Annotated in this window: 19 protein-coding genes; 9 read left to right on the forward strand and 10 right to left on the reverse strand. The window is 63.3% G+C overall.

All coding sequences use genetic code 11. The annotated features are described in order from the left end of the window. Positions 1–114: 114 nt before the first annotated feature. Together AC0L14_RS20565 and AC0L14_RS20570 are read left to right on the forward strand one after the other, a co-directional pair. A complete protein-coding gene (locus AC0L14_RS20565) occupies positions 115–678 on the forward strand; it encodes a peroxidase-related enzyme (protein WP_473525783.1) in 564 nt (187 codons plus the stop codon). Between the two features lie 128 nt (positions 679–806). Next, positions 807–1,130 carry a YciI family protein gene (locus tag AC0L14_RS20570; protein WP_473486224.1) on the forward strand — a complete coding sequence of 108 codons (324 nt, stop codon included), beginning with the start codon at positions 807–809 and terminating at the stop codon, positions 1,128–1,130. 3 nt (positions 1,131–1,133) lie between these two features. On the opposite strand, the gene AC0L14_RS20575 is transcribed toward AC0L14_RS20570, so the two are convergent. Beyond that, positions 1,134–1,748 carry a LysE family translocator gene (locus AC0L14_RS20575; protein WP_473525784.1) on the reverse strand — a complete coding sequence of 205 codons (615 nt, stop codon included), beginning with the start codon at positions 1,746–1,748 and terminating at the stop codon, positions 1,134–1,136. Between the two features lie 395 nt (positions 1,749–2,143). On the opposite strand from AC0L14_RS20575, the gene AC0L14_RS20580 reads away from it, so the two are divergent. After that, a complete protein-coding gene (locus AC0L14_RS20580; protein WP_473525785.1) occupies positions 2,144–2,770 on the forward strand; it encodes a DUF1062 domain-containing protein in 627 nt (208 codons plus the stop codon). A 59-nt stretch (positions 2,771–2,829) separates the two neighbouring features. Here the strand turns inward: AC0L14_RS20580 and typA are convergent, their stop codons facing one another. Next, positions 2,830–4,659, reverse strand: a complete 1,830-nt coding sequence (typA, locus tag AC0L14_RS20585; protein WP_473486222.1) for a translational GTPase TypA — start codon at positions 4,657–4,659, stop codon at positions 2,830–2,832. A 200-nt stretch (positions 4,660–4,859) separates the two neighbouring features. On the opposite strand from typA, the gene AC0L14_RS20590 reads away from it, so the two are divergent. Further along, on the forward strand, positions 4,860–5,138 hold the full coding sequence (locus AC0L14_RS20590) for a hypothetical protein (RefSeq protein ID WP_473750558.1): 279 nt from the start codon (positions 4,860–4,862) through the stop codon (positions 5,136–5,138). A 274-nt stretch (positions 5,139–5,412) separates the two neighbouring features. Here AC0L14_RS20590 and AC0L14_RS20595 read toward each other — a convergent pair whose 3' ends face one another. Both AC0L14_RS20595 and AC0L14_RS20600 read right to left on the reverse strand, forming a co-directional pair. Further along, entirely contained in the window at positions 5,413–6,987 is a 1,575-nt protein-coding gene (locus AC0L14_RS20595) for an alkaline phosphatase D family protein (RefSeq protein WP_473750559.1), read from the reverse strand. A 363-nt stretch (positions 6,988–7,350) separates the two neighbouring features. Further along, entirely contained in the window at positions 7,351–8,634 is a 1,284-nt protein-coding gene (locus tag AC0L14_RS20600) for an MFS transporter (protein ID WP_473486220.1), read from the reverse strand. A gap of 82 nt (positions 8,635–8,716) precedes the next feature. Here AC0L14_RS20600 and AC0L14_RS20605 point away from each other — a divergent pair, with 82 nt between their 5' ends. Together AC0L14_RS20605 and AC0L14_RS20610 are read left to right on the forward strand one after the other, a co-directional pair. Next, on the forward strand, positions 8,717–9,322 hold the full coding sequence (locus AC0L14_RS20605; RefSeq protein WP_473486378.1) for a TetR/AcrR family transcriptional regulator: 606 nt from the start codon (positions 8,717–8,719) through the stop codon (positions 9,320–9,322). A 45-nt stretch (positions 9,323–9,367) separates the two neighbouring features. After that, positions 9,368–9,961 (forward strand): hypothetical protein, encoded by a 594-nt coding sequence (locus AC0L14_RS20610; protein WP_473750561.1) that lies wholly within the window; start codon positions 9,368–9,370, stop codon positions 9,959–9,961. A gap of 266 nt (positions 9,962–10,227) precedes the next feature. On the opposite strand, the gene ppa is transcribed toward AC0L14_RS20610, so the two are convergent. The 6 genes from ppa to AC0L14_RS20640 all read right to left on the reverse strand — a co-directional run bounded on the left by ppa (position 10,228) and on the right by AC0L14_RS20640 (position 14,797). Further along, complete coding sequence (gene ppa / locus AC0L14_RS20615) at positions 10,228–10,761, reverse strand: inorganic diphosphatase (RefSeq protein WP_473525789.1); 534 nt, start codon at positions 10,759–10,761, stop codon at positions 10,228–10,230. A 112-nt stretch (positions 10,762–10,873) separates the two neighbouring features. Further along, positions 10,874–11,380 carry a GNAT family N-acetyltransferase gene (locus tag AC0L14_RS20620; RefSeq protein ID WP_192360455.1) on the reverse strand — a complete coding sequence of 169 codons (507 nt, stop codon included), beginning with the start codon at positions 11,378–11,380 and terminating at the stop codon, positions 10,874–10,876. Between the two features lie 241 nt (positions 11,381–11,621). Next, complete coding sequence (locus AC0L14_RS20625; RefSeq protein ID WP_473750562.1) at positions 11,622–12,260, reverse strand: TPM domain-containing protein; 639 nt, start codon at positions 12,258–12,260, stop codon at positions 11,622–11,624. 8 nt (positions 12,261–12,268) lie between these two features. Continuing rightward, the gene (locus tag AC0L14_RS20630) at positions 12,269–13,153 is read right to left on the reverse strand and encodes a TPM domain-containing protein (protein ID WP_473750563.1); all 885 of its coding nucleotides are present in this window, start codon (positions 13,151–13,153) and stop codon (positions 12,269–12,271) included. Positions 13,154–13,157: 4 nt separating this feature from the next. Continuing rightward, complete coding sequence (locus tag AC0L14_RS20635; RefSeq protein ID WP_473486215.1) at positions 13,158–13,964, reverse strand: TPM domain-containing protein; 807 nt, start codon at positions 13,962–13,964, stop codon at positions 13,158–13,160. Between the two features lie 200 nt (positions 13,965–14,164). Next, positions 14,165–14,797, reverse strand: coding sequence for a LemA family protein (locus tag AC0L14_RS20640; protein ID WP_473486214.1), 633 nt, complete (start codon positions 14,795–14,797; stop codon positions 14,165–14,167). 160 nt (positions 14,798–14,957) lie between these two features. On the opposite strand from AC0L14_RS20640, the gene AC0L14_RS20645 reads away from it, so the two are divergent. Genes AC0L14_RS20645 through AC0L14_RS20655 form a run of 3 tightly spaced genes read left to right on the forward strand, consistent with a single transcriptional unit; the run spans position 14,958 to position 16,844 of the window. After that, the gene (locus AC0L14_RS20645) at positions 14,958–15,200 is read left to right on the forward strand and encodes a hypothetical protein (protein ID WP_473486213.1); all 243 of its coding nucleotides are present in this window, start codon (positions 14,958–14,960) and stop codon (positions 15,198–15,200) included. Positions 15,201–15,207: 7 nt separating this feature from the next. Beyond that, positions 15,208–16,092, forward strand: a complete 885-nt coding sequence (pdxY, locus tag AC0L14_RS20650; RefSeq protein ID WP_473486212.1) for a pyridoxal kinase PdxY — start codon at positions 15,208–15,210, stop codon at positions 16,090–16,092. After that, a complete protein-coding gene (locus AC0L14_RS20655) occupies positions 16,089–16,844 on the forward strand; it encodes a DUF429 domain-containing protein (RefSeq protein ID WP_473750564.1) in 756 nt (251 codons plus the stop codon). The genes pdxY and AC0L14_RS20655 overlap by 4 nt, the downstream gene beginning before the upstream one ends. Positions 16,845–16,995: the final 151 nt, after the last annotated feature.

The following is a 16,995-nucleotide window of genomic DNA, read 5'->3' on the forward strand; positions in this document are numbered from 1 at the left end:
ATGTTTTGCGACTATGGTAGCAGATGACCGATATTTGGCGACAAAGGTTTGACCGCTTGCGACGAAATGTCGGGATTCGCCGGTGGGTCACCGAAAATGAGGAGAAAATCCGCCATGAAAGACAAAATCATCGCACTTGACCTCGCGCCTGCGGAACTGAGCGAAGCGACGAAAGCCTATTTCGCCAAATGCGAGGAGAAGCTCGGCCTCGTCCCAAATGTGCTTTTGGCCTACGCCTTCGACGAGACGAAGCTGCGCGCCTTCACCGACATGTACAACGATCTGATGCTGGGCCAATCCGGCCTGTCGAAGCTGGAGCGCGAGATGATCGCGGTGGCCGTCTCCTCCGTCAACCATTGCTACTATTGCCTCGCCGCCCACGGCGCGGCGGTGCGCCAGCTTTCCGGGAGCCCGGCCTTCGGCGAGATGATGGCGATGAATTTCCGCGCCGCCGACCTTTCCGCGAGACAGAAGGCGATGCTCGAATTCGCGGTGAAGCTGACCGAGCAGCCGGCGAAAATCGTCGAGGCCGACCGTGCAACGCTGCGTGAGGCCGGCTTTTCCGATCGTGACATCTGGGACATCGCCTCGACCGCCGCCTTCTTCAACATGTCGAACCGGGTGGCGGCGGCGGTCGACATGCGGCCGAACGATGAATACCACGCGATGGCGCGGTGAGGTGCGGCCCAACCGAATCTTATATTAGCTATTGCGCATTCTCGTTGCTTGTTTGCCGGTTTGGTCCGATGATCGCCCTGCGGCGTGACCGCATGCAGGTTCGACGCCGCTGATCAACGGAGGAGAACATGGCGAAATTTCTCTATGTGTATCACGGCTCGGGCAAGATGCCGACCGATGAGGCCGAACGGAAGGCAGCGATGGATGCCTGGAACGGCTGGTACGGCAAGCTTGGCTCGGCCGTAGTCGACGGCGGCAATCCGGTCGGCATGTCGAAGACCGTCCTGCCCGGCGGCAAGGTCGAGAACAATGGCGGCAGCAATCCGACCGCCGGTTACACAATCATCGAAGCGAAAGACATCGACGATGCCGTCGCCAAGGCCAAGGATTGTCCTATCCTGACGGACCCGGGTTTCAGCGTCGAGATCGCGCCGATCATCGAGATGATGTGACGCTCAGGACCGCGCCGCGATCGCCGCAGCGGCGCCGGCCATGGTGCCGGCGCTGACGCGGTTGGCGATCTTCATTGCCCGCTTGCTCTTCAGCAGTTTTCGCGCCTGCGCTGCCGCAAGCACCCAGGCGAGATCGATGGCGACCAGAACCACGGCCATGGTCAGCGTCAGCTCGATCCAGCCGACGACCGTCACCGAAGCGAGGTCGATGATGGTCGGCAGCAGCGCCAGGTAGAACATCATGATCTTGGGATTGCCGAGCGTCATCGCCATGCCGGCAAAGAACAGTTTAACGGCCGACTCTTCGCGCGGCATCTCACCCTCGCGCGCCTCGACCGGGGCCGTCCACATCTTCCAGGCGAGGTAGGCGAGATAAGCGACGCCGACCCATTTCAGTACGACGAAGGCGAGATGGAAGGTCTGCGCCACCACCGCCAGCCCGAACACCGCCAGTGACAGCCAGATGCCCTCGCCGATCCACATGGCGAGCAGGAACGGGAACACATCGCGAAAGCCCTTTGCGATGACCCGCGCCACCAGAGCGGCAATCGAGGGGCCGGGCGAGCCGGCGGCGACGAAAAGGGCGGCGGCGAAGATCAGAAGCGAGGTGAAGTGCATGACCGGGATCTTTGCTTGGGACGTTGATCGCTCGATTGTAGCGCAAGCGTCCCACCGGCGGTAGCACCGATCAAGGAAGAGGCTTGCCGGCTCGACACCTCGCGGTTAGAATTTCCGCCCCGACACAATTTCGAGCTTCACTTTGCCTACGTAACCGCCGGTCTCGTCAACTCCCCCGACACAATGCATGGCGCCGCTTTTCGCGACGCCTGTTTCATATCATGTGTTCCTCAGGGTGGCGGTTCGAGACCGGTTTGGCACTGCTGAACCGCTGTCGCGCGCAGTCACCCGCGACACCTGATTTCCGACCACCGCAGCCTCTCGCCACGCCGTGCCCGCATGGGCATCTCGACATCGCCGATCTGACGAACTTCCCGACGGGAAGGCCTTTTCGCATGTCTTCGATACTGCGTATGCGCTGGACGATCGCACCCAAAACCCCACCTCGACCTCACAACAACTGCAATCGCTGTGGCGGCCTGAAGGCGTACCACAGCAGCGGGAAATTCCGCGTCAACGCCAACGGCAAACGCATCGACGCGTGGCTGATCTACCGCTGCATCGGGTGCGACAATTCCTGGAATTTCGGCATTCTGGAGCGGTGCAATCGCCGCGAGATCGAGCCGGCGCTGCTGCAGGCGCTCGAAAACAACGACCCGGCCCTGGCGCGGCGCCATGCCTTCGATGTTGTCGCACTGCGAAGCAGGATCGGACGCGTCGAGGAATTTCCCGAAACCGCCGTCCACAAGGAGATGCTCGGCGACAGGCCGGAAAACATCACCGCTCTCGAGCTCCAGCTCGGGCTCGAGGTGCCGACAGCGTTGCGGCTCGACCGGTTGCTCGCCAGCCAACTCGGCATCTCGCGATCGCGGCTTCAGGCCTGGGAAGAGAAGCGATCACTGGTCGTTGGTCAGGACGGCGCCAAGGTACTGCGCAAGCCGGCTCGAACGGGAACGGTGATCCGCGTCGATCTGGCCGGCGAATCCGACCGGGACGCCATTATCTCGGCTGCCGGCGGGTAAACTAAAAGGGAGGGAGCACGCGCGTGCTCCCTCCCTCATAATCGCTGAGAAAAAGTGGCTTACGCCGCGCCGACCACTTTCGCCGACTTCTCAAAACGCTTGCGCTCGTTCGGGTCGAGGTAGAGCTTGCGCAGGCGAATGGTCTTCGGCGTCACCTCGACCAGCTCGTCGTCCTGGATCCAGGCCAGCGCGCGTTCCAGCGTCATGCGGATCGGCGGCGTCAGCTTCACCGCCTCATCCTTGCCGGCGGCGCGGATGTTGGTCAGCTTCTTGCCCTTCAGCACGTTCACTTCGAGGTCGTTGTCGCGTGAATGGATGCCGATGATCATGCCCTGATAGACCTTGACGCCTGGATCGATGACCATCGGACCGCGATCTTCCAGGTTCCACATGGCATAAGCCACTGATTCACCCTGTTCGTTGGAGATCAGCACGCCATTGGTGCGGCCCGGCAGTTCACCCTTGTAAGGTTCGTAGGCATGGAACAGCCGGTTCATGACAGCGGTGCCGCGCGTGTCGGTCAGCAGTTCCGACTGATAGCCGATCAGGCCGCGCGTCGGCGCGTGGAAGACGATGCGCTGGCGGTTGCCGCCTGACGGGCGCAACTCGACCATCTCGGCCTTGCGCTCCGACATCTTCTGCACGACGACGCCTGCATGCTCCTCGTCGACGTCGATAACGACTTCCTCGACCGGCTCCAGCAACTCGCCATTGTCGCCCTGCTGCATGACGACGCGCGGACGCGACACGGCGATCTCGAACCCTTCGCGGCGCATCGTCTCGATCAGCACGGCAAGCTGCAATTCGCCGCGGCCGGAGACGAAGAACGAGTCCTTATCAGGCGATTCCTCGATCTTCAGCGCGACATTGCCTTCGGCCTCGCGCAGCAGGCGGTCGCGAATGACGCGGCTGGTCACCTTGTCGCCCTCAGTGCCGGCCAGCGGGCTATCGTTGACGAGGAACGACATCGTCACGGTCGGCGGATCGATCGGCTGCGCATGCAGCGGCTCGGTCACCGACGGGTCGCAGAACGTGTCGGCGACGGTGCCCTTTGACAGGCCGGCAATGGCGACGATGTCGCCCGCCTGCGCTTCGTCGATCGGCTGGCGCTCGAGCCCGCGGAAAGCCAGGATCTTTGAGATGCGGCCGGTTTCGACCTGGGTGCCGTCATGATGCAGCACCTTGACCGCCTGGTTGGATTTCAGCGTACCGGATTCGATGCGGCCGGTGATGATGCGGCCGAGGAACGGATTGGCTTCCAGGATGGTGCCGATCATCCGGAACGGGCCGGGATGGACGGTCGGCGCCGGCACATGTTTGATGACGAGGTCGAACAGCGGCGACAGGCCCTGGTCCTTCGGACCTTCGGGGTTTTCCGAGACCCAGCCGTCGCGGCCCGAGCCGTAAAGGATCGGGAAGTCGAGCTGGTCGTCGGTTGCGTCGAGCGCTGCAAACAGGTCGAACACTTCGTTGACCACCTCGACGTGGCGGGCGTCCGGCCGGTCGATCTTGTTGATGACGACGATCGGCTTCAATCCGACCTTGAGCGCCTTGCCGACGACGAATTTGGTCTGCGGCATTGGCCCCTCGGCGGCGTCGACCAGCACGATGGCCGAATCCACCATCGACAGGATGCGCTCGACCTCACCGCCGAAATCGGCGTGGCCGGGGGTGTCGACGATGTTGATGCGGGTGTCCTTCCAGTCGACCGAGGTCGCCTTGGCCAGGATGGTGATGCCGCGTTCCTTTTCGAGGTCGTTCGAATCCATGGCGCGTTCGGCAACGCGCTGGTTATCGCGGAACGAGCCGGACTGTTTCAGGAGCTGGTCGACGAGGGTGGTTTTTCCATGGTCGACGTGCGCGATGATCGCGATGTTACGAATTTTCATGTTGTGGTCTCGGAAGCGTTGCAGGCAGCAGGCCAAAAGGCGCTGCCTCTTTCGGTTGGGCGGCTCATACAGGGTTTTTCGCAATTGCGAAAGAGGAGGCGTGCCACCAAATATATGGTCACCAAATCTTAAGCGTCTTGGTGTGAAATGGAATTATTAACCAAAGCGGAACCTTTCGCGGTCGGGAAAGTTCGAATTTCATGAGCAATACGGGCATCAGATACCGGCCAATCGCATGGGCTGCCTTCGCAGTCCTCCTTGCGGTAGGCGCGGCACAATCGGCCGCGTCGTTGAAGGAAACACGGCCCGCCCTGCCGTCCGACACCCGAACGGCGGAGCAGTTGTTTGCCGATGCGCCGGATGGCGTCGACCCGGTAGTGACCGGGCCGGTCAGCGCCGCCTTCAAGCAGAGGCAGGAGGCTGCCAACTGCGACAGCGCTGTGTGGCCCAATATTCCGACCGTTTGCTATCCAGATTAGGACTGCATTCGGCACATTGTCGAAAAGATCGGATTGACCCTTCCTGAGGTCTTGCCAACGCCGGCGCGGCCCCTCATCCGCCTGCCGGCACCTTCTCCCCGTAAACGGGGAGAAGCCCGCTGCGCGAAATGTCGGCTCTCCTTCTGCAACGTTCGCGATTAGCGAAATCTTCGATGCGGGCCACTTTCTCCCCGTTTACGGGGAGAAATGCCCGGCAGGGCAATGAGGGGCAGCGCGACGTCTTCAGGCTTGATACAAGGTGACCCAGTCCCCCTCACGCCGACTGCACCGGGTCGAGCGTGACCTTGTAGAGTTCATTGTCGTCGCGATCCATCAGCCGCACCGTCATCTGTTCAGTGGCGCCGTCGATGTCGACGAGGCCGAAGAACTGCAGGCCGGCCGACGGTGGCAGGTTCTGCCCCTGCTCGGCGGATGGCGCCTTGATGAATTTCAGCTCCGGGCCGAAGGTCATGTCGAAATCATTGGGTCCATAGGTGCCGGCGTGGAGCGGACCGGAAACAAATTCCCAGAACGGATTGAAGTCCTGGAACTGCGCCTTGTCAGGATTGTAGTAGTGCGCCGCCGTGTAGTGCACGTCGGCAGTAAGCCAGACGGTGTTGGTGATGCCGGCATTCTTTATATAGCGAAGGAGGTCGGCAATTTCCAACTCGCGGCCCTTGGCCGGGCCATTGTCGCCATTGCTGATGGCCTCGGCGCCGGCCTTCTTGGTGGCGTCGTTCCAGACGACGAGACCGAGCGGCATATCGGCGGCGATGATTTTCCAGGTCGCATTGGAGGTTGCCAGTTCGCGCTTCAGCCACTTCGTCTGCTGTTCGCCGAGAATGCGCGATTGCGGCGTCACCGTATCCTGCATGCCAGGGCCGTTGGCGCCGCGATAGGAACGCATGTCGAGGAAGAACACTTCGAGCAGCGGCCCGTAGGCGATCTTGCGATAGACGCGGCCCGGTTCCGACGGCTCGTAGCGGATCGTCGTCATCTCGTGGAAGGCGCGTGCCGCGCGTGCCGCCAGCACATGGATGTTTTTTTCCGAGTAGCGGTCGTCGGCGCTCAGGTCCTTCGAATCCGACCAGTTGTTCACCACCTCGTGGTCGTCCCACTGGTAGAAGGTCGGGCAGATGGCGTTGAGCCCCAGCACATGTCCGTCCATCAAATTGTACTTCCACTGGCCGCGGTACTCGTCCAGCGTCTCGGCAACCTTGCGCTTTTCGTCGATGAGGACGTTGTTCTTCCACTTGCCGCCACCAGGGAGGTCGACCTCGTCCTTCATCGCGCCGTCGGCATAGATGGTGTCGCCGGAATGCAGGAAGAAGTCGGGCGTATGCTTGCCGATCGTGGCGTAGGTCTTCATGCCGGTGTCGTCGATGCCCCAGCCCTGGCCGGCGGTATCGCCCGACCAGGCGAACCGGATATCGCGCTTCGAGGCCGGCGCCGTGCGGAAGCGGCCGACGATCGGCTCGGAGACAGCGTTGATGTCGGCGAGATCGGCCGCGATCATGCGGTAGAAGATGTCCTGGTCGGAGGCGAGGTCTGTGAGCAGCCGCTTTACCGTGTAATCGCTGGCCGGCGACGTATCGAGCGGCGCAAGGCGCAAGGCATTGGCAAAATTTTCTGTCGACGACACTTCGAACATCACACGCGAAGGGCGGTCGGTGCGGGTCCACACCACGCCGCTGGTTGCGTCGACATCGCCCGACTGGATGCCATGGGTGAAGGCGGGCCGCTGATTGGCGCGGGAGTAGTAGGGAAGCGCGAGGCCCGATACGCCGACGAGGCTGGCGGCGCTCGCGGACGTGACGAAGGCGCGCCGGGTCATCGAAATCTTGTTCATGGCTGTCTCCTGGATGGCGTTGAACGGCGCCGCCAAGGTCCAGCCTCAATGTTTCAGGCACATCTCGAAACCATGAAGGTTTCGTTACAATCGACAGGAGGGAAGGCTGGGTCGCGCAGACGGCGAAGCTGCCGATCTCCCCCCTCGTGGGGGAGATGGCCGGCAGGCCAGAGGGGGGCGCTGTCCCGCCGACGTACAACAATCAGATAGAAATCAGATAGAGTCGCAAACGCTTTACAGAGTACGACGCAGAATCCAGAGGGTAGCGATCCTTCGCGCCCCCCTCTGCCCTGCCGGGCATCTCCCCCACAAGGGGGGAGATTGGCAGTTTGGCCGACGGCGCCTCTCCTGTGACGAGGGCGCCTACGCCGGTTGACCTTCCGGCGCGAAGGCCGGACGGCTGGTGTTGATCAACAGCGAGATGCAGGCTGCGGCTATTGCGGTCATGCCGGCGATGAGGAAGGCAAGCTCGTAATTGCCCTGCAATTCACGCATGGTGCCGCCGAAGAAAGCGGCCGCCGCCGCACCCACCTGATGGCCGGCGACGATCCAGCCGAAGACGATCGGCCCGCTGCGATCGCCGAACGCCTCGTTCGACAGCCTGAGCGTCGGCGGCACGGTGGCGATCCAGTCCAATCCGTAGAGCACGGCGAAGATGATCAGGCTGGTCGACGAGAAGCCGGAATAAGGCAGGTAGATCAGCGACAGGCCGCGGATGCCATAATAGACGCCGAGCAGCTTGCGCGGATCGAAACGGTCGGTGAGCCAGCCTGACAGCGTGGTGCCGATCAGGTCGAAGATGCCCATCAGCGACAGCAGGCCGGCGGCTTGCACTTGGCCGATGCCCATGTCGCCGCAAAATGCGATCAGGTGCGTGCCGACCAGTCCGTTGGTGGTGAAGCCGCAGATGAAGAAGGTGGCGAACAGGTACCAGAACACGCGCGTGCCGGCGGCACGGCGCAGCGTGCTGAGCGTGTGCGTGAGGAAATTGCCCTGCGAGGCCGGCGGAACCGGCGGCACGTCATCGGCGTCCGCACCGTAGCGTACCATGCCGATCGAAGCCGGACGTTCCGGCACCAGCAGCCAGACCAGCGGCACCAGGCAGGCGGTGGCGACCGCAATGGCGATGGCGACAGGCTTCCAGCCGCCCAACTGGGCGAACGCGGCGAGCAGCGGCAGGAACACCAGCAGGCCGGTGGCGGCGGAGGCCGACATCAGTCCCATCACCAGGCCGCGATTGGTCTTGAACCAGCGGTTGACGATGGTGGCGCCGAGCACGGTGGCGACCGCGCCCGAACCGACGCCGGAAAATACGCCCCAGGTGAGAAGCAGGTGCCACGGCTCGGTCATCAACAGGCTGAGCGCCGTCGAACCCGACATCACCACCAGCGATGCCAGCAGCGTGCGGCGCAGCCCGATCCGCTCCATCAGTGCCGCGGCAAACGGTCCGGTCAGGCCGTAGAGGAAGATGCCGATTGCCGCGGCGAGCGAGACGACATCGCGCCGCCAGCCAAAACTCTCCTCCAGCGGCAGCATCATGACGGCCGGCGCCGACCGCAGGCCCGCCGCGATCAGCAGGCAGAGGAAAATGACGGCGACCACGACAAAAGCGTAGCGCTGGCCAAACGGGCGGGATTGGACTATCATGTTACTGACCAGTACGTTGCTATTGCACCGAGGTATACGTACCGATCGGTAACATTGTCAAGCAGGCAACACCGTGTCGAGAATCAAAAGCATTGAACCAGCGATCAAAGCGGATGAAGTAGCCCCGCCCCGCGCCGGCGAAAAAATCCTTCGCGTTGCCCGCGACCTGTTCTACCGGCAAGGCATCAGGGCGATCGGCGTCGACGAGATCGTGCGGCGCGCCGGCGTCACCAAGCCCAGCCTCTATCGCAGCTTTCCCTCCAAGGACGAATTGGCCGCCTCCTATCTGCGGCAGTACGACCTGGAGTTCTGGGATCGCTTCGACGCGGCGGTGGCTGCCCATCCCGGCGATCCGCGCGCGCAGATCGCCGCCTTCCTGACCCGCATCGGCAAGCGCACGCAAAAGCCAGACTATCGCGGCTGCGGCATGACCAATGCGGCCGTCGAATATCCCGAGCACGGCCATCCGGCCCGCCTGGTGAGCGAGGCCAACAAGCAGGAATTGCGACGGCGCCTGCGCGCCATGGCGGCGGCAATGGGTGCCGGCGACGCCGATACGCTGGGCGACGGGCTGCTGCTTCTGATCGAGGGCGCCTATATCAGCGGCCAGCTGTTCGGTGCCGGCGGACCGGCGAAGTCTGTAGCCCGCAACGCCGACCTGCTGATCGAAGCGAGCTTGAAGAAATAGCGTTTGACGATACCGTGCGGCAGCCCCGAAACGGAGTTGCTCGCGATGCGTCGCTTTTTGATGATCCCGCTTGCCCTTGCCGGCCTCTGCCAGGCTGCCCAGGCCGGCGATATTTCCAGCGCCTACACCGATCTCGACTGGAAGAACGACTGCGTGACCTACGCGCAGGCGGAGGAAGGCGAAGGCGACTGGACCAGTCTCGCCTGTTCGGGCTATCGCGGCTACTCGGTGCTGATCGCCTACGACGATGCCCGGGAATCGCTGTTCTATGGTTTTCCGCCCAGCGACATGACCGCGGTCTGGGAAAGTTTTGTCGGGCTCAATTCGGCTGGATCAAAACTCGAATGGCGCATCGAGACGAACGGCGACGCAGCCATTCCTTTCGCGGTCATCCACCGTCGCTCGATCAGCAATCCTGAGGGAGAGAACAAACCCACCGACGTGCTGGTCGTCGCCAAGGTCGCCCAGCCGGAGACCTATGAGGGCTGCACCGTCGGCCTGGTGCTGGCCACCGGCAACCCCAGCGCCAACGACCAGGCCCGCAAGCTCGCCGACGAGAAGGCGCGGACCTTTGCCTGCGGCAAGGACAAGCGCGTCGTTATCGGCAACGCACCCGCTTTCGGCCGCGTCGATAATTAGGCGAGGGCATTGAAATGACCTCAGCGACGCGTCAATCAAGTATCGTCGGTCCGCGCTGCCCCTCATTGCCCTGCCGGGCATTTCTCCCCGTATAGTGACGGGGAGAAAGACGCCGCCATGAATGGTTTCGCCAATTACCAGCGTTGCTGAATGGGCGCCAAGGTCGAGGTCAGCGGGCTTCTCCCCGTTCACGGGGAGAAGGTGCCGGCAGGCGGATGAGGGGCGGCGCTACGCCAGGAGTTTGCCCGCAAATTTCAGGCGTTCGGCTACTTGCTTTTCTTCGCCCGTTCGATCGCCTCGATGATCATCTTCTTGGCGTAGGCGGCATCGTGCCAGCCTTCGATCTTGACCCATTTGCCGGGTTCGAGATCCTTGTAGTGCTCGAAGAAGTGCTGCACCTGCTGGCGGGTGATGTCGGGCAGGTGCGTGTATTCGGTGACATTCTCGTAGCGCAGCGTCAGCTTGGGCGAAGGCACCGCGATGATCTTTTCGTCCAGACCGGAGTTGTCCTCCATCACCAGCACGCCGATCGGCCGCACATTGATGACGCAGCCCGGCACCAGCGCGCGCGTGTTGCAGACCAGCACGTCGATCGGGTCGCCGTCACCCGACAGCGTGTGCGGCACGAAGCCGTAATTGCCGGGATAGCGCATCGAGGTGTGCAGGAAGCGGTCGACGAACAGCGTGCCGGCCTCCTTGTCCATCTCGTACTTGATCGGCTCGCCGCCGATCGGCACTTCGATGATGACGTTGACGTCCTCCGGCGGGTTCTTTCCGATGGCGATGGCTTCGATACGCATGGCTTTTGTCCCTCTTTCGATTGGAGACCGATAGCGGGCAGCGGCGCATGGTGCAATGCGGCGAATGGTACTGAAAGCAGCTGAGGGTGTTAGCGAAAGGCGTGTCGAGCCGTCATTCCCAGACGAAGGCGACCTTCTTCAGAGCCTTCTGCTCGAAGATCTCGACGCCCTCGGCGACGTCGCGGCCGCCGGCGCCGGCATAGAAGGTGAGCGCGCTCTGGTTGTCCTCCAACGCCCACACCACCATGCCTTTCAGGCCGTGGTCTGCCAGTCGCGCCCGTGCGGCCGAGAATAGCCGGCTGCCGAGCCCGATGCCCTGATATTCCGGGCGCACGTAAAGTTCGTAGATCTCGCCCTGCTGCTTGAGCTCGCGGGCGCGGTTCTTGCCGATCGTGGCGTAGCCGGCGACCTTGCCGCCGATCTCGACGACCAGGACGGTGGCGGCACGACGGATGGCGTTCGCCCACCAGTCGGCGCCGCGGCGGTTGATCATCGATGTCAGCGTGCGATGCGGGATGATGCCGGAGTAGGCGCCGCGCCAGGCCAGCAGGTGCACGTCGGCGATGGCGCTTGCGTCGCGCGGCTCGGCTTTCCTGATGTCGATGCTCAGCGTCTTCATGATTGGTTAACCATAAACCCGCATCGCCCGATTGCAAGAGTCCCGTCAGCGGCTCGCAAGCTTTCGCACAGCCGATGAACGTGCTTGCGACACGAAAAGAGCCTGTCTGAAAACGCGCTCTGCCGAGGCGAATGGCGCGGTTTTCGAGAACCGAAGCGCAGCGGACATTTAAGTCCGTGAGCATCGGAGGCGCAGAAAATCGCGTCAGGCGTCCGGCAGAGTAGCGTTTGCAGGCAGGCTCTTAGATCTCGACCAGATGGTCGTCTAGCTCGTTGCTGTCGCCGGTAGAAACCGGGAAATGCTCGGCCAGCACCGCACCCGTCGCTTCGATCGCCTTGATGAAGCCATCGGCGAGACGATCGTCGCCGGCATGCGCGGTAAGGTCGCGGACGACGCCGTCCCAGACATCCTGGCCGACACGGCTATCGATGCCGCTGTCGGCGATCACTTCGGCGTAGTGCTCGGCAATGGAGACGAAGACCAGCACGCCGGTGCGTGCTGCGGTGCGATGGACGTTGCGGGCGAGGAACTGCTTTATCGCATTGGCGTGCGCAGCCTGGTAGCGCAGCCGTCTCGGCACCAGGTGGATGCGCAAGCCGGGCAGCGCCCACAACACGACAAGCACCGAGGCCATCGCCAGAAGTTGCGCAATAACGAAATGCGGCACGCGGATCGACAGCCACCACGCTTCCAGCCCGTAACTGACGGCGAGGCTGACAACGAGCATGGCCAGCGTCGCCATGAAGGCGGCCGGAAAGAAATAGCCGTCGCTGGCATAGGCCACCACGCAGTAGATTTCGCCATCGGTCGTTGATTCGGCGGCGCGGATCGCCTTGGCGATGCGGTCATGGTCCTCGGAGCTGATCGGTCGTGTCGCCATGTTGTGTCTCACCAGCTTCCTGAAGAACCGCCACCACCGGACGAGCCGCCGCCGCCCGAAAAGCCGCCGCCACTACCGCCCGACGACCAGCCGCCGCCGGAACGGCCCGATGACCAACCGCTGCCGGTGCCGGTTGTCCAGACGCCGCCCGAGGACGCGGAACCCGACCTTTGGCCATAGCGGAATGTCATGCCGAGCCATTTATACACGCCAGGCGACAGCTTAATGCCGAAGATCGGCGGCAGGAACGCCATCGCCAGGCCGCCTAAAAACAGCGTCGCCCACACGATGATGAACAGCGCGACGATGGGATCGACGGCATTGCTTTCGGCCGGATTGCGGGTCCCGCGCGCTTCCAGTTCTTCAGGATTGCCCTCCAGCACCATGACCATGTCGTCGACGGCCTTGGCTATGCCGCCGGAGAAGTCGCCGGCGCGGAAGGCTGGCACCATGTCGTTTTCGATGATCAGCTTGGTGTGCAGGTCGGTCAGCGTGCCTTCCAGTCCGTAGCCGACCTCGATACGCATCTTGCGGTCGTTGTTGGCGACCAGCAAAAGCACGCCATTGTCCTCGCCGGCCTGGCCGAGATTCCAGGCGCGGAACAGACGATTGGCGTAGGGCTCGATCTCCTCGCCGTCGAGGCTATTGATTGTCGCGACGACGATCTGGTCCGAGCTCTTGGCTTCGAAATCGGCGAGCTTCCGGATCAGCGCCGCCTCGGTCGCGGCATCGATGATACCGGCATTGTCGACGACCCGCCCGGTCAGAACAGGCAATTCGGCGGCAAGTGCGGTGAAGCCGACCAGCAGCAGCACCGCAATGGCCGCCAAGGCAGCGCCGATCGTCGCGGCGAAACGGCCGGAAGCTGGTGAGCGGATGGCGCCTCTTGTCATGCCGTCACCAGCTTCCCGATGAGCCGCCGCCGCCGGACGAGCCACCGCCGCCGGAAAAGCCGCCACCGCCTGAGGACCAGCCTCCCCCGCCGGAACTTCCCGACCAGCCGCTGGAAGATCGCCGGCCTGGCTCGAAAGTCATGCCCAGCCAGCGATAGCGGCCGGGACCGAGTTTCCGGCCGAAGATCGGCGGCAGGATGGAGGCGGCGATGCTGCCGAAGAAGATGATCGCCCAGATGCTTATGAAGATCGCAAAGAACAGATCGTCGGTGTTGAATGGCGCCTGCTGGTTGCGGGTCCCGCGCGCTTCCAGCTCTTCCGGATTGCCTTCCAGCACCATGACCATGTCGTCGACGGCCTTGGCTATGCCGCCGGAGAAATCGCCGGCGCGGAAGGCTGGCACCATGTCGTTTTCAATGATCAGCTTGGTGTGCAGGTCGGTCAGCGTGCCTTCCAGTCCGTAGCCGACCTCGATGCGCATCTTGCGGTCGTCCTTGGCGACCAGCAAAAGCACGCCATTGTCCTCGCCGGCCTGGCCGAGATTCCAGGCGCGGAACAGACGATTGGCGTAGGGCTCGATCTCCTCGCCGTCGAGGCTATTGATTGTCGCGACGACGATCTGGTCCGAGCTCTTGGCTTCGAAATCGGCGAGCTTCCGGATCAGCGCCGCCTCGGTCGCGGCATCGATGATACCGGCATTGTCGACGACCCGCCCGGTCAGAACAGGCAATTCGGCGGCAACGGCGGTGATGGGGAGGAAGAGAAGGCTTAAAAGGAAGCCAAAAAATATCAGGCTGGTGTTTCTTCCCACCCCCCTCTGTCCTGCCGGACATCTCCCCCACGAGGGGGGAGATCGGCTGTCGCGTTGGCTTTCGCCAATTTTGAATGCTGCAGGAGCGGACGGAACGCAGAAGCTGCAAATCTCCCCCCTTGCGGGGGAGATGTCCGGCAGGACAGAGGGGGGTGGGACGGAGTACAAGGCCAATGGAAACTGCGCTCGCTAAGCGCCGATCACCCGCCCTGCTGCGTGCCGAAATCGACCTTCGGCGTCTGCATCTTGTCTTCCTCGATGGTGAAATTGGCGAACGGCTGATTGTCGCGGAACCACAGGGTCGCCCAAATCACCGACGGGAAGGTCCTCAGCGTCAGATTGTACTCCTGCACCGCCTGGATATAGTCGCGGCGGGCGACCGCGATGCGGTTTTCGGTGCCTTCGAGCTGCGCCTGCAGTGCCAGGAAATTCTGGTTGGCCTTGAGGTCGGGATAATTCTCCACCACCGCCAGCAACCGCGACAGCGCGCTGGTCAGGCCGGCTTGACTGTCCTGGAATCTCTTGACGGCTTCCGGATCGCTCAGCGTTTCCGGCGTCACCGTCACCTGCGTCGCCTTGGCGCGCGCCTCGACCACGGCATCGAGCGTCTCCTTCTCGTGCGCGGCATAGCCCTTGACCGTCTCGACCAGGTTGGGAATGAGGTCGGCGCGGCGCTGGTACTGGTTCAGCACCTGGCTCCATGCGGCCTTGGCGTTTTCCTCCGCCGTCGGGATGGTGTTGTAGCCGCAGCCGGCCAGCAGCGGCAGCACGATCGCCATCATCAGCAAGGCAGGCAGATTGCGGAAGACGAAAGGGGAGGAAAGGGCAAGCATGGAAAGATCCCTCGATAAGACTGACAGGCGAAGCATTACCACAATCCGTGCGCGAGGACATGACCTCCGGGGGACCTTACTGGTGCTTTATCATTCACTGTCAGGCCCTGTAATTGGCCGGGCGAACAGGTTAAAGTCGCCGCGAAAACAGGGCATCGCCATGGCGGAACGCCAGGACAGCGACGACGAATCGCGCCGCATCATCGAGCGCGTGGCACGCGAAACCGACCCGGCCTCGTTCATTGCGCGGACCGCGAAGGGCGCGCGCGATCACGTCACAGCTGCAGACGCCGACCAGTCGGACCCGATCGAATATTGGGGCACGCGCATTGGCCGGGCGCTGGGGTTCGTTATCGCCATTGGCCTGTTGATCTGGCTCGTGGTTTTCATCAGCCAAAGTTAGGAACCTCGTGAGCACCGAAGAACACGACGCGCCGCGCGCGGTCATCGTCATTTCCAGCCATGTCGCGCGCGGCTCGGTCGGCAACCGCGCCGCGGTCTTTGCGCTGGAGACGCTGGGCTTTCCGGTGTGGGCGGTGCCGACCGTCATCCTGCCCTGGCATCCGGGCCATGGACGGGCGACGCGCATCGTGCCGCCGCTCGATCAATTCAAGGCGCTGATGGCTGATCTCGAGCGCGCGCCATGGCTGGGCGAGGTCGGCGCGGTGCTGTCCGGCTATCTCGGCGAAGGCGGCCAGGCCGACGCCGTCGCCTCGCTGGTCGGCGCGGTCAAGGCGAAGACGCCGGACGCCGTCTATATCTGCGACCCGGTGATGGGCGATTCGGGCGGGCTCTTTGTGCCGGAGACGACCGCCATTGCCATGCGCGACCGGCTGATGCCGATCGCCGACATCGCCACGCCCAACCGCTACGAGCTGGAATGGATGGCGGAAGCGCCGCTGCCCGACCTGAAAGCGGTGATGGCGGCCGCCCTTCATGCCGGGCCGTCGACCATGCTGGTCACTTCCGCGCCGGCGATGATGGCCGGCGGCACCGGCAATCTGCTGCTCAACGGCAATCAGGCGCTGCTCGCCGAACATCGCCTCATCGACAATCCGCCTAATGGCCTCGGCGACCTGACGGCGGCCGTCTATCTGGCGCGCATCCTGTCCGGCCAGCCGCCGATCAAGGCACTGCAGTCGACCACGGCGGCGGTCTACGAGATACTGGCGCGCACTGCCAAGCGCGGCGGCGACGAATTGCAGCTCGAAACCGACGCGCAGAGCCTGTCGCACCCGATGGCGATGGTGCAGCTTCGCCATCTCCTGCATCCGGGGCGGGACAAAAGAGCGTGACTTTCGTCGGTGTCGACGGCTGCAAGGCCGGCTGGATCGCCGTTCGCCGCGATCCGGGCGCAGCCCCCTCGGTAGCCGTTTTTCCCAGCTTCGCGGCACTGCTCGACGGATTGCCGGCCGATGCGACGGTCGCCGTCGACATGCCGATCGGCCTGCCCGACCTTTCGCAAAAGGGCGGCCGCGGGCCCGAAGCGCTGGTGCGGCGGCTGCTTGGCAACAGGCAATCCAGTGTCTTCGCCATCCCCTCGCGTGCGGCGCTTTACGCGCATACGGATGGCTTCACCACGATCGAGGCCTGGTATGCCGCGCATCGCCAGGCAAGCGAAGTGGCCAAGGCGACCTCCGATCCGCCGCGCGGCGTCTCGATCCAGGCTTTTGGCATCTTTGCCAAGATCCGCGAGGTCGATGCGGTGCTGATCGCGCGTCCCGAACTGCGCAGCCGCGTCTTCGAATCGCATCCGGAAGTCGCCTTCTGCCGCCTGAACGGCGATCAGGCAATGCGCCTGCCGAAGAAGATCAAGGGCGCCGTCAACCCGGCCGGCATGGCGGAACGCAAGGCGCTGCTTTGCCGGCACGGCTATATCAGTGGCTTTCTCGACCGGACGCCGCCGCGAGGCGCTGCTGCCGACGACTTTCTCGACGCCGCAGCGATGATGCTGATCGCCGGCCGCATCGCCAGCGGCGAGGCAAGGCCGTTTCCGGATCCGCCGCTCGCCGACCGATTTGGCATCTCTGTCGCGATCTGGGCATGAATTTCTTGGTCCCGTCTATCGGCGAGACAATCGCATTGGGCGAAGGCCCCTCATCCGGCCCTTTCGGGCCACCTTTGTATGGGGCTTTCGCTGTCAAGGGGCCTTTTCAAGGCGGCCATCCCTTTGTTCGACGGTTTGGCGGCCATCCCTC

Source organism: Mesorhizobium sp. WSM4841, from assembly GCF_055811515.1.